Annotated in this window: 16 protein-coding genes; 13 read left to right on the top strand and 3 right to left on the bottom strand. The window is 43.9% G+C overall.

The genetic code is table 11. The features are described 5' to 3' along the window. Window positions 1-27 precede the first annotated feature (27 nt). The 7 genes from IGJ74_RS14030 to IGJ74_RS14000 all read left to right on the top strand — a co-directional run bounded on the left by IGJ74_RS14030 (window position 28) and on the right by IGJ74_RS14000 (window position 6,775). Window positions 28-1,131: an alpha-hydroxy-acid oxidizing protein gene (locus IGJ74_RS14030; protein ID WP_008380802.1), complete on the top strand. Its 1,104-nt coding sequence runs from the start codon at window positions 28-30 to the stop codon at window positions 1,129-1,131. A gap of 176 nt (window positions 1,132-1,307) precedes the next feature. Then, window positions 1,308-1,934, top strand: coding sequence for a glycosyltransferase family 32 protein (locus IGJ74_RS14025; RefSeq protein WP_010749841.1), 627 nt, complete (start codon window positions 1,308-1,310; stop codon window positions 1,932-1,934). Between the two features lie 112 nt (window positions 1,935-2,046). After that, on the top strand, window positions 2,047-2,556 hold the full coding sequence (locus tag IGJ74_RS14020; protein WP_016612680.1) for a GNAT family N-acetyltransferase: 510 nt from the start codon (window positions 2,047-2,049) through the stop codon (window positions 2,554-2,556). Window positions 2,557-2,678: 122 nt separating this feature from the next. After that, the gene (locus tag IGJ74_RS14015; RefSeq protein WP_010749839.1) at window positions 2,679-3,521 is read left to right on the top strand and encodes a DUF368 domain-containing protein; all 843 of its coding nucleotides are present in this window, start codon (window positions 2,679-2,681) and stop codon (window positions 3,519-3,521) included. 258 nt (window positions 3,522-3,779) lie between these two features. Then, the gene (locus tag IGJ74_RS14010) at window positions 3,780-5,231 is read left to right on the top strand and encodes an amidase (RefSeq protein ID WP_087665049.1); all 1,452 of its coding nucleotides are present in this window, start codon (window positions 3,780-3,782) and stop codon (window positions 5,229-5,231) included. Between the two features lie 12 nt (window positions 5,232-5,243). Continuing rightward, entirely contained in the window at window positions 5,244-6,095 is an 852-nt protein-coding gene (locus IGJ74_RS14005) for a transporter substrate-binding domain-containing protein (protein ID WP_077451842.1), read from the top strand. Continuing rightward, the gene (locus IGJ74_RS14000; protein WP_086316492.1) at window positions 6,095-6,775 is read left to right on the top strand and encodes an amino acid ABC transporter permease; all 681 of its coding nucleotides are present in this window, start codon (window positions 6,095-6,097) and stop codon (window positions 6,773-6,775) included. Before IGJ74_RS14005 ends, IGJ74_RS14000 begins: the two co-directional genes overlap by 1 nt. A gap of 126 nt (window positions 6,776-6,901) precedes the next feature. Here IGJ74_RS14000 and IGJ74_RS13995 read toward each other — a convergent pair whose 3' ends face one another. Next, window positions 6,902-7,222 carry a helix-turn-helix domain-containing protein gene (locus tag IGJ74_RS13995; protein WP_005228576.1) on the bottom strand — a complete coding sequence of 107 codons (321 nt, stop codon included), beginning with the start codon at window positions 7,220-7,222 and terminating at the stop codon, window positions 6,902-6,904. Window positions 7,223-7,477: 255 nt separating this feature from the next. Here IGJ74_RS13995 and IGJ74_RS13990 point away from each other — a divergent pair, with 255 nt between their 5' ends. The 6 genes from IGJ74_RS13990 to IGJ74_RS13965 all read left to right on the top strand — a co-directional run bounded on the left by IGJ74_RS13990 (window position 7,478) and on the right by IGJ74_RS13965 (window position 11,762). Beyond that, window positions 7,478-7,813 (top strand): PTS cellobiose transporter subunit IIB, encoded by a 336-nt coding sequence (locus tag IGJ74_RS13990; RefSeq protein WP_086316491.1) that lies wholly within the window; start codon window positions 7,478-7,480, stop codon window positions 7,811-7,813. A 13-nt stretch (window positions 7,814-7,826) separates the two neighbouring features. After that, entirely contained in the window at window positions 7,827-8,183 is a 357-nt protein-coding gene (locus tag IGJ74_RS13985) for a PTS lactose/cellobiose transporter subunit IIA (RefSeq protein WP_016612677.1), read from the top strand. Continuing rightward, window positions 8,173-8,691 carry a hypothetical protein gene (locus IGJ74_RS13980; RefSeq protein ID WP_087665048.1) on the top strand — a complete coding sequence of 173 codons (519 nt, stop codon included), beginning with the start codon at window positions 8,173-8,175 and terminating at the stop codon, window positions 8,689-8,691. The genes IGJ74_RS13985 and IGJ74_RS13980 overlap by 11 nt, the downstream gene beginning before the upstream one ends. Next, window positions 8,684-10,036: a PTS cellobiose transporter subunit IIC gene (gene celB, locus IGJ74_RS13975; protein WP_087665047.1), complete on the top strand. Its 1,353-nt coding sequence runs from the start codon at window positions 8,684-8,686 to the stop codon at window positions 10,034-10,036. Before IGJ74_RS13980 ends, celB begins: the two co-directional genes overlap by 8 nt. A 146-nt stretch (window positions 10,037-10,182) precedes the next feature. Continuing rightward, a complete protein-coding gene (locus IGJ74_RS13970) occupies window positions 10,183-10,821 on the top strand; it encodes a GyrI-like domain-containing protein (RefSeq protein ID WP_060792813.1) in 639 nt (212 codons plus the stop codon). Further along, window positions 10,818-11,762: an ROK family protein gene (locus IGJ74_RS13965; RefSeq protein ID WP_005234281.1), complete on the top strand. Its 945-nt coding sequence runs from the start codon at window positions 10,818-10,820 to the stop codon at window positions 11,760-11,762. Before IGJ74_RS13970 ends, IGJ74_RS13965 begins: the two co-directional genes overlap by 4 nt. Window positions 11,763-11,808: 46 nt before the next feature. Here IGJ74_RS13965 and IGJ74_RS13960 read toward each other — a convergent pair whose 3' ends face one another. Together IGJ74_RS13960 and IGJ74_RS13955 are read right to left on the bottom strand one after the other, a co-directional pair. Beyond that, window positions 11,809-13,008 (bottom strand): AI-2E family transporter, encoded by a 1,200-nt coding sequence (locus IGJ74_RS13960; RefSeq protein WP_008380813.1) that lies wholly within the window; start codon window positions 13,006-13,008, stop codon window positions 11,809-11,811. A gap of 201 nt (window positions 13,009-13,209) precedes the next feature. Next, on the bottom strand, window positions 13,210-13,578 hold the full coding sequence (locus IGJ74_RS13955) for a PaaI family thioesterase (RefSeq protein ID WP_016612672.1): 369 nt from the start codon (window positions 13,576-13,578) through the stop codon (window positions 13,210-13,212). Window positions 13,579-13,750: the final 172 nt, after the last annotated feature.

Here is a 13,750-nt window from a genome sequence, read left to right as displayed (position 1 = left end):
TTATCTTATTGGAGAGTAGGGAAAGGCATGGAAAAAATTTATCAAGCAAGTACCGCAGAAGGAGCAATCGATTTTATCAATATGCGCGATTTGGAGATCGCGGCAGAGGAAGTGATTCCTAAAGGTGGGTATGGCTATATCAGCAGTGGTGCGGGGGATATTTTTACCTATCAAGAAAATGAACGCGCCTTCAATCACAAATTGATCATTCCTCATGTCTTAAAGGACATTGAATTACCGGACACAACGTTGTCCTTTGGCGGTGACACGTTGTCAGCGCCAATCATTATGGCGCCTGTGGCTGCCCACGGCTTAGCAAATGTTGCGGCAGAGCAAGCGTCAGCCAAAGGTGTGTCACGTTTTGGCACGATCTATACGGCGAGTTCGTATGCCTCTTGTACGTTGGAAGAAATCCGAGCGGCTGGAGGTCAAGAAGCACCGCAGTGGTTCCAGTTTTATATGAGTAAAGACGATGGTATTAACAAAGACATCTTGGCGATGGCAAAACGCAATGGCGCCAAAGCGATCGTTTTGACCGCAGATGCAACCGTGGGGGGCAATCGAGAAACGGATCGCCGCAATGGCTTCACCTTTCCGTTGGCAATGCCGATCGTTCAGGCTTATCAATCAGGGATCGGACAAACGATGGATGCCGTTTACGGCTCCTCAAAACAAAAATTAAGTCCTCAGGATGTCGCTTTTATCGCCAAAGAATCTGATTTGCCGGTTTATGTCAAAGGGGTGCAATCAGAAGAAGATGTGGAACGAGCATTAGGGGCAGGTGCACAAGGGATTTGGGTCTCAAATCACGGGGGACGCCAATTGGATGGTGGTCCAGCTTCCTTTGATTCCTTGCAGATCGTGGCTGAAGCAGTAGCAGGTCGGGCGCCGATCGTCTTTGATAGCGGGGTACGGCGAGGACAACATGTCTTTAAAGCGATTGCTTGCGGAGCAGATCTGGTGGCAATCGGTCGACCAGTGATTTATGGGTTGGCTCTAGGTGGTGCCACCGGTGTTCAACAAGTCTTTGATTTCTTCAAAAAAGAATTGGAAATGGTCATGCAGCTTGCGGGGACGCAAACGGTGGCAGATATCAAAAAAGCCGTCTTACGGGACAATCATTATTTATAAGCAATCCCTCAAAAAGCACTCGAGTCGTTGACTCAGGTGCTTTTTTCAATGATCCTTTCTGATCCTGAAGAGCAGAGCCAACAGTTCTTTTCGCCGTAAAAAGTGTATATGATTTTGAAACAATTGCAAAATCCGCTACACTTAAAAGAGACCAATAAACTAAAGGAGAGAGATTGATGATTCCAAAAATTATTCATTATTGCTGGTTTGGCGGCAATCCATTAGGTGAACAAGAAAAGAAATATATGGATACCTGGAAAAAATATTGTCCGGATTATGAGATCAAACGTTGGGATGAATCAACGATCGACCTTTCAAAATTCGGTCCTTATCTAAAAGAGGCCTATGACCAAGAAGAATGGGCATTTGTGTCAGATGTGGTTCGTTTGTATGCGTTAGTGACAGAAGGCGGTATTTATATGGATACTGATATCGAGGTGGTCAAACCTTTAGATGAGCTCTTGACACTGGAGGCATTTATGGGCTTTGAGATCGAAACCAAGATTTCTACTGGGATCATTGGAGCGGTTCCGCACCATCCCTTTATGGAAGAATGGTACCACGATTACGATGACCGAAAATTTGTCCGGGCAGAAAAAACGGAAGATGTCGTCACCAATGTGATCCGAGTGACGGAACTGCTGCAAAACCACGGATTAGAATTGAATAATCAACGACAAACCGTTAAGGGCGTAGAGATCTTCCCGCAAATGACGTTTTCACCAAAAAGCTATATCACGGGTGAGGTCGAGGAAGATCCGAGTACGATGGTGATCCATCAGTTTTCTGGCTCTTGGTTATAAAAGAGTAAGTCTATGAAAGGACGGACAGTGGGGAAAGCTGTCCGCCCTTTTTGCTTTTGCAAGGGATAATGGAGATGTGATAGAATAGCTTGATAAAAAAGGAGGCGTTTTGATGGCTATCAAACGATGTACTTTGGCAGATTTAGAAGAATTGGGAGAAATCAGCGTATCCACCTATTACGATACATTTGCTCCTTTCAATACGGAGGAAAATACTCGTATCTATCTAGAAGAAGCCTACAATCTGCCGAAACTGACCCGAGAGTTAGAAAATCCGCAATCGGCGTTTTATTTTTTACAAGAAAATGATCAAACCGTAGGATATATCAAACTTAACTGGGGTGAGGCGCAAACGGAAGCGATTGCCCCAGAGGGGTTGGAAATTGAACGAATCTATATCAAAAAAGAACATAAGCGCAGAGGCTATGGCAAAACACTGCTGCTGTTTGCTCAAGAGACCGCCAAAGCGCTGCAGAAAAAGTCGATCTGGTTAGGTGTTTGGGAATTTAACGACAATGCGTTGGCTTTTTATCATACGATGGGCTTTGTAAGAGTTGGCAGTCATTCCTTTTTTATGGGGGATGATGAGCAGACGGATTTCTTGATGCTGAAAGAACTTTGAAATCTGCCTTTGTATGAGGAATTAGAAATTACTTTCCATTTTTTTGGCAATCAAGTATAGTTAAAGGGATTGATGAAAAAAGAACGATTGGTGAAAACCATCGCTAAGGAGAGCAATTGTAAATGGAAAAACAGAGAAACGAAAGTATTTTGTCACGTTTTCTTAAAGGCGTGGTGATTGCCTTGGGCTTTATCTTGCCTGGTGTTTCAGGTGGCGTATTGGCAGCCATCTTAGGCATTTATGAGCGGATGCTGCGCTTTATGGCACATCTGACGAAGAATTTTAAAGAGAATCTCCTCTTTTTCCTGCCAGTAGGGATCGGGGGAATCGTAGGGATCGGGCTTTTATCAAAGCCATTAGAGTGGCTGCTGCAAAACTATCAAATCATCGTTTTGTGGGGCTTTGCGGGGGCAATTATTGGGACGTTACCAGCACTTGCTAAAGAATCGACCTTGAAAAGCAAACGGACAACCGGCGACCTGCTTTGGTTCTTCGGCAGTATGGTCATCGGCTTCTTGTTCCTCTATTTTATGGGCGATATCTTAGGAACGATCCCTGCCAATTTCATTGGTTTTGTGATCGCCGGCGGTCTGATCGCGTTAGGTGTTTTGGTTCCCGGCTTGAGTCCTTCAAACCTTTTGCTCGTTTTGGGCCTTTATGATCCGATGTTGAAAGGCTTTAAGAGCTTTGACATCATGGGGGTCTTTCTACCGATCGCCATTGGCGGCTTGGCAGTGATGCTGCTGTTTTCGAAATTGATGGAGTGGCTATTGAGCCATTATCATTCAAAAGTCTATCACTTCATTTTAGGGATCGTTATTGCCTCAACGATATTGATCGTGATTCCTCCGGTGGCAAACTATAGCGGCTTTACTTGGGTAACAGCCGTCATCGGAATTATCTTGTTTGTCTTGGGGGCTTGGTTAGGTCTTTGGATGAGCAAGCTGGAAGAAAAATACAAGTAAATCAAAACGGCACATCGTTTGGCGATGTGCCGTTTTTGTTAGGTAATGATGGGGACAGCTAAGAAGAAGCATTGGTCGACAACTGGTAGTAAAAAGATGGGAACGTTTGATAACAATATGATACAGGTTTAAAAACTGTTCTATTTTTGTTGAAAGATTTCCTAGTGTTTGGTATATTGTAGTCTATATAAAGAAGAATTTTTCATGTGTTACAGTTTAGATAATTGTTTGAGGTTTTGAGGAAAAGGAGGGGCAAGCATGCAAGATGCGACCTATTGGGCGAAACAATTGCGGCAAGGACAAATCAGCTTTGCAGAGCGGGTGGCGATGATCGAAGAAAAAGTCAATCAACAAAATTCGCTTTTGAATGCGCTTGTAACATTTGATCCGCAAGCAGCGATCCAGCATTACGAGCAGCATCTTCAAAAAACGGTCTTTGGGGGACAACCCATGCCGTTAAAAATACTCGGCCAAACCAAAGCAGGGTGGCCAGCAACGTCAGGAGCCAAACTGTTTGCTAAAGCACGAGCCAGCCGCACGGCTCATTTTGTCTCTCGTTTAGAAGAGACGGGCTTTGTGCCGTTAGGGCAAACCAATGCACCAGAATTTGGATTCAAAAACATCACTGATCCAATATTGTATGGGCCTACGCGTAATCCGTGGAATCCTGCCTATTCAGCTGGTGGTTCCAGTGGTGGTGCGGCAGCGGCAGTGGCTTCGGGGATGTTTCCGATTGCGGGTGCCAGTGATGGCGGCGGATCGATCCGCATTCCAGCATCCTTTAGCGGATTGATCGGTTTGAAGCCAACTCGTGGCACGATGCCAGTGGGTCCTAGTGAATGGCGCAGCTGGCAAGGCGCTTCCATCAACTTTGCGTTGACGCTTTCCATGCGTGATACGGAACAGTTGTTTTATGCGTTGCGGACGTCACAGCCGGCAGCCCCTTATCAGGCACCGCAAGTAGAATGGCATCATCAGCAAGCGAGTCAAAAACCGCGGTTGAAGGTTGCTTTTACTACCGCATCGCCGACCGGTGGCCAAGTGTCTGAAACTGCCATCCAAGCAGTCCGAAGTGCAGCCGCATTTTTAGAAAAGCAGGGGCACGAAGTCGTTGAAGTGGGCTATCCAGTGGATGGTCAGCAAATGATGACCACTTATTACGCCATGAATGGTGGCGAAACAGCTGCGATGTTTGCTGAGATCGATGCTGCTCGTCAAGAACCGGTCAGACGGGAAGAGATGGAATTGATGACCTGGGCACTTTACCAATATGGCAAAAAACTGCCGGCCGCCGATTACGTTCTTGCCTTGCAGTGGTGGGATCAGCTGGCAGAAAAAATGGAAGAAGTCTTTTCGACCTATGATCTCTTTTTAACACCGACGACGGCTTTTCCAGCCCCTTTGATCGAGGAAGACTTACAAAGCGATAGCATTCGCCAAAGACTGCATGAGATCGAATCGCTTGGAAAAAGTGCTGCGGGTGAGTTGATCGAAGAAATGTTTGCCAAGAGCTATGCTCTGACACCTTACACTCAATTAGCCAACTTAACGGGGCAGCCAGCCATCAGCTTGCCAACTGCTCTTAGTGAGGAAGGGTTGCCGCTAGGGATCCAATTTATGGCGTCTAAAGGCAGAGAAGATCTACTTTTCCAAGTCGGCTATTTATTTGAAACACAGCAACGATTTCTGTTGCCAAAACAAGGAGACTAAGAGGAGGATATTATGAAACAAGTTAGAAAAGGGAAAATCGTTGCAATGGTTGGCTTTTTAGGTTTATTTGCGGGAGTCTTGTTAAGTGCCTGCAGCAAACCAACGGAAGAAGACACGAGTCTAAGTAAGGTGGAAGAAGCCAAAACATTGGTTGTTGCTACTTCGGGAACCTTGTATCCATCGTCTTACTATAACGATGAAAATGAATTAGTGGGCTATGATGTCGATGTGGCAAAAGAAGTCGCCAAACGATTAGGCGTAGAGATCACATTTAAAGAGTACAATGTCGATGGACAAGTTTCTTCTTTAACACGTGGAGAAGCCGATTTTGCTGCCAACGATTTTGGTTTGACGGATGAACGGGCGGAAAAATTCAGTCTCTCAACGCCTATCAAATACTCGTTCGATAGTATGATCGTGCGTAAAAGTGATGACTCAGGGATTGCTTCTTTAGAAGATTTGGATGGCAAAAAAGCTGCTGGTGAACCGAATACCAGCTACATGCGCTTAGCCGAATCTTATGGGGCAGAATTAGTGACTTACGACAACGCAACGAATGATCAGTATTTGACAGATGTTGCGAATGGTCGAACGGATGTGATCTTGAATGATTACTATTTGCAAAAAATGGCGGTTGCTGCTTTGCCAGATATCCCTGTAAAAATTTTAGAAGATGTCTACTTTAATCCGAATGAAACGGGCTTCTTATTTGTGAAGGATCATAAAGCATTGCAGGAAAAAGTGGATGCTGTTTTAGCAGAAATGAAAGAAGACGGCCGTTTAAAAGAACTTGCAGAAACGTATTTTCAAACCGATATTTCAGTAAAATCTGATCAAGCGATCCAAACGGTTGAAACAGACTAATGTATATTCCAACCCTTGATTTGCCGTTGATGTGGGACTCATTGCCCTATTTGCTGTCGGGCTTGTCCTATACGGTCGGCATTGCTGTCGTTTCTTTTCTAGGTGGCAACCTCTTAGGGATCATGCTCACCTTCTTAGGGATGCTGGAAAACCCCATCATTAGAGGGTTCGTGCGGGGCTATCTCTCATTTCTAAGAGGCGTCCCAGCGTTGGTCTTGTTGTTCCTACTGTATTTTGGCTTGCCTTATCAATTGTCGGCGCTTAGTGCTGCGATCATCTGTTTTACATTGACCAGCAGCGCATTTATCGGGGAAATCTACCGAGGATCAATTGCTGGTGTGGATCGTGGGCAATTTGATGCTGCCTATGCGTTAGGGTTATCCTTTACGAAAACGATGCGTCTGATTATTTTGCCGCAAGCCTTTCGTATTTCTGTACCGGCTTTGAGTAATGTGGCAATGGATTTGTTGAAAGGGACCTCCTTGGCAGCAATGATCACGATTCCTGATATTTTTCAAAAAGCTAAGATCGTTGGCGGACGAACTTTTGATTACATGTCCATGTACGTGCTAGTTGCCATCATCTATTGGCTGTTGTGCATTTTGATTGAAGCCGGGCAAAAGCGATTAGAACAACATTTTTCAAAACGCTTTGCTGCTAATGATACTGTAAGACAATAAAAAAAGAGCCGAGGCCCTTCAACTGCTGTCAATGTTTCCTTGTGAGACATTGACAGCAGTTTTTTCTTTAGGTAATGAAGCAGCACCACAAGTTAGCCAGAGAAAAAAGGCAGAATAGTATCGCGTTTACTCTGGACGGTTTTTTATAAATTCGATAAAGGTAATGATTTCAGATAGTTGATATTCAGTAAAGTCCTCATTGATTCTTGAAGCCACACGAATCTGTTTCATAGAGAGGGCTTCCAAATCATTCGGACGTCCATGTAAATAATCGAGACTGACATTGAAGTAATCAGCAAGTTCTTTTTGGATCTCAATATCGGGCATCCGATTGCCTTGCTCATACGAAGCATAGGTTGTTTTGGCGATTCCTAAATATTTTGCCATTTTTGCTTGTGTTAAACCAGATCGCGTTTTCCGCAACTGTCTTAAACGATCTTTAAACATGAAATCCCCTCCACAAAATTATTCTACTATGACACGATAGAAGCAGAAAGAAATTAATGTTTTATATCACTAATAGAGTTTTATTGCATTTACAAAGTACTCGATGTGTAATACTATTTATGTGAAGAAGGATTACTACCTGTAAGAATCAGCAGATAGTGAATCGTTCTCAAGGATTTTTTATAGCACGAAGGAGGGGAGAAAAAAGGAACAGATACAACAAAATGGAAGCGTTTCATAGAAGGAGGAAGGGAAATGAAAAAAGTATTGATAATTTGTGCAGCAGGCATGTCTTCATCGTTGATCGCCAAAAAAGGAACAAGCTTTTTAACCACAGAAGGTTGGTCAGTGAGGATCGATGCCATCTCTGCTTCAGAGGGGATCGCTACGATCGCCAAGGATGACTACGATTTATATCTAGTTAGCCCGCAAACGAAAATGCATTTTGCCAATTTAAAGAAAAGCGCCGATAAATACGGCAAACCAATCGTGAATATTCCCCCGCAAGCGTATATTCCGATCCCAATCGGAATCGAGAAATTAGCACAGTTAGTCAAAGAAAGCATTGCATTAGAAAAAAGTACGAAATAAATGGAGGCTGGCTATGGATAGTGAAAAAATACAAGAAATATCCTTTGAACTTATTTTAGCAAGCGGTGATGCCCGCACGATGATTCATCAAGCCTTTGAACAGATGCGAATCAGTAGTTGTCAAGAAGCGCAAGAGTTGTTGGACACAGCCAATGATTCATTAGTCAAAGCCCACCGCATCCAGTCAAAAATGCTGCAAGAATATGCTTCAGGGACCTCATTTACCTGCGATATCTTGTTGATCCATGCACAAGATCATTTGATGACAACCATGACCCTCAGAGAGGTTGCACTAGAAATGCTAAGGATTTATCAAAAGATGAATCGCCTTGAAGAAGCGATCCAATGCAGGAGTGCAGATGGCGAGTAAGCAAGCAAAAGTCGCGCAAAGAGATGCATCGCAAAAACTGACGAAGAAAAATCTCTATTTTCAACGTCTGTTGTTTTTGCGGTACTTAGTCGCATTCTCTTTCTTTTTTAACCTATATTGGCTGTTAGCTGCTTCTTTGGCAGGGCAATGGCTGCGTGTGGTTCCACTGAGCCTGTTGCTTTTTTCAATGGGAGCGATCAGTGAGTTTATCCGCTTATATGGACACCACGCAACCATCGTCCGCAAGCAACTCTTTTTTACTACTTGGTATTTACGCCTTCAAATGGGGACAATGACCATTCTTTTTTTATTGACTTTTTTTGGAGTGACAGAAGTTATTTTCCCCTATTTCACCTCGCAAAGTACCGAGTATGTTCGCATAGTTCTCTGGATAAGTGGCGTCTTTGCTTGGAGTGGTATCAGAAAACTGAAGAAAATTTTTCGTAATAAAGATCGACAATGGCAATGGATACGTGAATTTGAAGAGATAGAAAGAAAGGGTGATTGAATTGACAGAATCGAACAATAAACTATTTCAACTTTTGGAAAAAGCAGTAATGGGTCCGATGGGAAAGATTTCCCAATACAAAATCGTTCGTAGCATCATGGCGGCAGGGATGGCGTCGATTCCTTTTACGATCGTAGGCTCAATGTTTTTAGTATTCAACATTTTACCGATCACGTTTCCGTTTTTAGCTGACTTTTTTGAAGCGACTTTTTTGAATTTCAGTGATTTGTATATGTTAGCAAATAGTACGACCATGGGGTTATTGGCATTATATTTTTGTATCGTTCTGGGCTATGAGTATTCCAAGATCATTCAAGTCGAGGAGAATCTCGACCTGACGCCGATCAATGGGGCGTTGTTAGGTGTTTTTGCTACATTGATGTCGATTCCTCAGCTTGTTTTTGACGGCGGAAAAATGACACGGATGAATGATATGGAAGAAGGGCTGATCAATGGTTGGTTGATTGGTGCCGATGGGGTCGCACGTTTAGGAACTGTTGGTATTTTCACTGGGATCGTGATGGCGGTCGTTGCCGTTCAGCTGTATCGTCTCTGTGTAAAAAACAACTGGGTCATCAAAATGCCTGAAGAAGTGCCTGAAGGTGTGGCTCGTAGTTTTACGGCACTGATACCAGCCTTTGTGGTGGCAGTCGTGGTTCTGACCATCAATGGTGTTTTAGTTGTTTTAGGGACGGATATTTTTCAACTAGTAGCAATTCCGTTCGGGTTTGTTACCCACCTTACGGATAGCTGGTTGGGAATCATGGTGATTTATTTCCTCGCGCATGCCTTGTGGTTGGTAGGGATTCATGGATTCAATATCATTAGTCCACTGATCACCCCGATCATGTTAGCTAATTTAGCTGCCAATGTTGAAGGGGCGAGTTTCCCATTAGCAGGCCAATTTACCAACGGGTACGTGACATTAGGTGGTTCGGGAGCAACCCTTGGTTTTACCTTATTTATGATCTACATTGCTAAATCGAAACAGATGAAAGTATTAGGGAGAGCTGCCATCGTCCCGTCGATTTTCAATATCAATGAACCGATCATTTTCGGCGTGCCGATCATCTATAATCCTTATTTAGCAATTCCTTTCTTGTTAGCACCGATGGCATCCGCCACGATCGCGTATTTTGCCACAAGGATGGAATTGATTCGTCCCATGATCGCCAATATTCCTTTCCCAACACCCGTTGGACTTGGTGGCTTTATTGGCACCGGTGGAGACTGGCGTGCAGGCGTCGTTGCCATTGTTTGTGCAGTTGTTTCTTTCTTGATCTATTTTCCATTTGCGAAGTTTTATGACACAAAATTGCTGAAAGAAGAACAAGAAGCCGCATAAGACGAGCAGTTGGGGAAACAGCAAGTAGCTACATTATCCCTATAAAAAAAACAGTTGTCCCTTTGCAGTTGAAGGGATAACTGTTTTTGCGATGTCCCTTCTTTTTCATGGTAAAATAAAGAAAAGCAAATCGAGGAGGGTCTTTTATGAAGTATGAATGGCGCAAACTAGAAAAAGAGCTCTATCTTCCCAAAAAACCAACAGTGATCGAGGTGCCAACGTATCAATTTATCAGTTTGAGCGGCAGCGGCAATCCGAATCGACCTGAATTCAGCGAAGAGATCGCCGCTTTATATACGATTTCTTATTCACTCAGGATGGGGTTAAAAAAAGGGGCTTTTGGCAATGAACCCTTTGAATACACGGTCTTTCCTTTAGAAGGTGTGTGGACCTCTCTGAAAAAGCCAGACGGTGCCGTCAACAAAGAAGAATTGATCTACAAAATCATGATTCGCCAACCAGAACCAGTCACGGAAACACTGTTTCAAGAACAGCTCTTGGCCGTCAAAGAGAAGAAAGACAATCCAAATCTAGAGAAGCTCATCTTTGAACGTTATGAAGAAGGACTGTGTCTGCAAGCAATGCATACAGGCTCTTTTGATACTGAAGCGGAAACATTTGCGCAAATGAAGGAGCTGTTAAAACAAGAGCAGTTAGTGATCCGTCCAACGATGGACACGTTCCAGCATCGAGAAATCTATTTGTCTGATCCGCGAAAAGTCTCACCAGATAAAGCCAAAACCGTCCTGCGATGGGCAGTAGAAGTAGAAGGTGGGATTCAGTGAATAAAAACTATTTAAGCATCGACATCGGCGGCACGAAAATCAAATCGGCTGTCATTGATCGTTCGGGGAATATTCTGACACGAGGACGGATGGATACGCCGAAAAGTCTTGCGGAATTTCTGACAGGGATTGAAACGATCGTTGAGGACGTTCATGGAAGCATTCGGGGCATTGCGGTTAGTACCCCGGGAAAAGTCAACCCAGAGACAGGGACAATCTCGTTTGGCGGGGCATTGCCTTTTTTAGATGGGGTCTCCTTAAAACAGCTGCTGGCAAAGTATCAAATGCCGCTTGCTGTGACCAACGATGGCAAAGCAGCCGCATTAGCTGAATGGTGGCTAGGAAACCTTAAAGGGATTCAAAACGGAGCTGCCATAACATTAGGTACTGGTTTGGGCGGTGGCGTAATCGTTGAGGGAAAACTGATCCAAGGTGCACATTTTCAAGCCGGGGAATTAAGTTTTCTACTAAATGCCACTAAGAGAAGTGACACTCAAGAAAACGCTGAGCAACCAGTCAATCAGGGATTGACCCTGCAGCAATTGGCAGGTTTTAGCGGTTCAGCGGTCGCCATGATTCGTCGCAGCGCCCAACTGCTAGGCTTAGCTGATCTTGCGGATGGTGAAGCAGTTTTTGACGCCATCAATCAGAAACAACCACAGGTCTGGGCGCTGTTTACAGCGTATTGCCGAGAAATCGCGTGTGTCATGCTCAATGTTCAAGCCGTGATCGACTTAGAGCGCTTCGTGATTGGCGGGGGCATCAGTGCCCAAGCGATCGTGGTGGAAGAAATCGACCGTCAGTATCAGCAACTGCTAGCTAGTTTACCGATTTTGCAGCAGACTTTGACGAAGCCGGAGATCCAAGCGTGCAAATTTCAAAACGATGCCAACTTATTAGGGGCGCTCTATCATTTCTTTTTGGAACATGAGATGAAATAAAATAGACCAAAAAACTGTCGCGAACCAACGATTCGCGACAGTTTTTTTAGGCTTTTTTCTTGGGGTCTTTGTCTTCGTCACCTAGGTAATCTTTGCTAGTGAAGGCACTGTGGAAGTATTTGCCTTCTTGACCGTAATAGCGGTTATAGCGCTGCTTGAATTTGCGGAACACGTAAACGACAAGAACTTTTAGCAGACAATAAATTGGGATCCCGAAAATCACCCCAACGATCCCCATCAAATCACCCATCACTAATAAAACAACCAGAATCGTAATAGGATGAATTTTCAATCGGTCACCCATCACACGGGGCACGACTAAATCCCCATGAAGCAACTGTACAGCAAACCAAGCAATCAAAAATTTAACCAACATCCCGGTGGAGTCTTGTGCGGCAATGAAAAGTCCCGGGAAAAAGACGATAAAAGGACCAATATAGGGGATGATGCAAAGCAGACCAGCGGCGATCGCCAGAATACTGGCATACTCTAAGCCAATCAATAGGAAAACGACCCAATAGATCGCCCCTAAAATCAAGGAAGAAATGATTTGTCCTTTCAAAAAGGCACCGACTTGTATGTCAGAGATCTTGACGATTTCATTAAAGTCTTTGCGAAAACGTGGTGGCACTAACGAGAGAACTGAAAAATAAAACTTGTTGGGGTTGCGCAATAAGAAAAAGGCAATGATCGGTCCCGTAAACAAAGCGATGAACAAGGTCGAAATCGTTGAAAACAAACTGCTGAGCCCAGCAGCACCAGTTTCCCAATAGTCCCCAATAAAACTCATGATGTTGTTGGTGATATTTTGCAATGTGTCTGTAATTTGTGCCATCTCATCTTGAAACGGGGTATTTTCTAAAAAGGCGGTCGCGTTTTTCTCAAAGTCACTGACCAAACTTGGTAAGCTGTTGATCAGATCGGTGGTTTGCTGCTCCAAAATCGGGTAAAGCTGGAAACCAGCAAAGACGATCAACAAAAGAATCAAAAGATAGATCCCAGCAATCGAAACACTGCGGGGAATTTTTTTCGATTCCAATTTATCGACCACCGGGTTAAACAGATAGTAAAGGATCAGCCCAAATAAAAAGGGGGGGATAATAGCTGTAAGTATGGCTGAAAAGGGTGTAAATAAAAAAGAAATCTGATTTAGCAAAAAGACAGCAACTGCTGACAAGATAATCAGTCCTAAGACATAATAGCTTGTTTTGCCGCCTAAAAAGTGGATCAATCGGTTATTTTTCATAATAAGCCTCGCTTTCTTAGCTACATTATAACGAAAGACCCCTATTCTGTAAAAAAACAACGTACCTTTTGAAAAAACTACGCTCATATTCTCAATATCTTTATAATGAAAGAATATCTTTGATAAGGGGTTAACTGGTGGCATCTTTCTTCAAAGCAGGCCAAAAATGCTCCCGTGTTTACAACACAGGAGCGAAAAGAATTATTTGCGCACTGTCGTCAAGGTACAGCGACCAACGGCAGTTTTTAACCCGCTAGCTAACCAAATAGTGGCTTGCCAAGTTTGGATACGAGCGCCGATACGATCAGGACTAGCTTCTACGATCAGGGTTCCTTCTTGAGCGGCGGCTAGATGGTTGACTTGTAGGTCAATGCCGGCGGCGAAGGCTTCTTCTTGAGCCAAAGCTTGATTGGCGCCGATGCTGCAGGCAGTCTCGATCAAAACGCCGTTAATGCCACCGTGAACGAGACCAAAAGGCTGTTTGTGCTGTTCTTTGATTGGCATCCGTAAACGAACAAAATCGGCTGTTGCTGCTTCTACTTCGATTTCTAAGGCTTCTAGTAAGTTCATTTTTTGCTCCTTTTTCTAAGAAAGTTACCATGATTATAGCACGAGTTTTGGTAGAAATAGCCGAAGTTCTCAGAAAGTCGGCAACAGGGGGAGAAGTCTTAAGAAATTCCCTTAACCAAAGCAATTTCTAACGAAAAGCGACTAGATATGTGTATAATAGAGCTATGTGAAT

Origin of the sequence: Enterococcus sp. AZ009, assembly GCF_050548785.1 — a bacterium.
GTDB classification, from domain to species: Bacteria; Bacillota; Bacilli; order Lactobacillales; family Enterococcaceae; genus Enterococcus_D; species Enterococcus_D entomosocium.
Note: the sequence above shows the minus strand (reverse complement) of the source record. Positions and strands in the feature narration are given on the sequence as shown.

What these genes read in the sequence shown, in the direction of transcription:
- IGJ74_RS13990 (WP_086316491.1), top strand. Translation starts at nt 7,478, where the DNA reads ATGAAAAAAGTATTGATAATTTGTGCAGCAGGCATGTCTTCATCGTTG.
- IGJ74_RS13970 (WP_060792813.1), top strand. Translation starts at nt 10,183, where the DNA reads ATGAAGTATGAATGGCGCAAACTAGAAAAAGAGCTCTATCTTCCCAAA.
- IGJ74_RS14025 (WP_010749841.1), top strand. Translation starts at nt 1,308, where the DNA reads ATGATTCCAAAAATTATTCATTATTGCTGGTTTGGCGGCAATCCATTA.
- IGJ74_RS13985 (WP_016612677.1), top strand. Translation starts at nt 7,827, where the DNA reads ATGGATAGTGAAAAAATACAAGAAATATCCTTTGAACTTATTTTAGCA.
- IGJ74_RS13980 (WP_087665048.1), top strand. Translation starts at nt 8,173, where the DNA reads ATGGCGAGTAAGCAAGCAAAAGTCGCGCAAAGAGATGCATCGCAAAAA.
- IGJ74_RS14010 (WP_087665049.1), top strand. Translation starts at nt 3,780, where the DNA reads ATGCAAGATGCGACCTATTGGGCGAAACAATTGCGGCAAGGACAAATC.
- IGJ74_RS14000 (WP_086316492.1), top strand. Translation starts at nt 6,095, where the DNA reads ATGTATATTCCAACCCTTGATTTGCCGTTGATGTGGGACTCATTGCCC.
- IGJ74_RS13955 (WP_016612672.1), bottom strand. Translation starts at nt 13,578, where the DNA reads ATGAACTTACTAGAAGCCTTAGAAATCGAAGTAGAAGCAGCAACAGCC.
- IGJ74_RS13960 (WP_008380813.1), bottom strand. Translation starts at nt 13,008, where the DNA reads ATGAAAAATAACCGATTGATCCACTTTTTAGGCGGCAAAACAAGCTAT.
- IGJ74_RS13995 (WP_005228576.1), bottom strand. Translation starts at nt 7,222, where the DNA reads ATGTTTAAAGATCGTTTAAGACAGTTGCGGAAAACGCGATCTGGTTTA.
- IGJ74_RS14005 (WP_077451842.1), top strand. Translation starts at nt 5,244, where the DNA reads ATGAAACAAGTTAGAAAAGGGAAAATCGTTGCAATGGTTGGCTTTTTA.
- IGJ74_RS14030 (WP_008380802.1), top strand. Translation starts at nt 28, where the DNA reads ATGGAAAAAATTTATCAAGCAAGTACCGCAGAAGGAGCAATCGATTTT.
- IGJ74_RS14015 (WP_010749839.1), top strand. Translation starts at nt 2,679, where the DNA reads ATGGAAAAACAGAGAAACGAAAGTATTTTGTCACGTTTTCTTAAAGGC.
- IGJ74_RS14020 (WP_016612680.1), top strand. Translation starts at nt 2,047, where the DNA reads ATGGCTATCAAACGATGTACTTTGGCAGATTTAGAAGAATTGGGAGAA.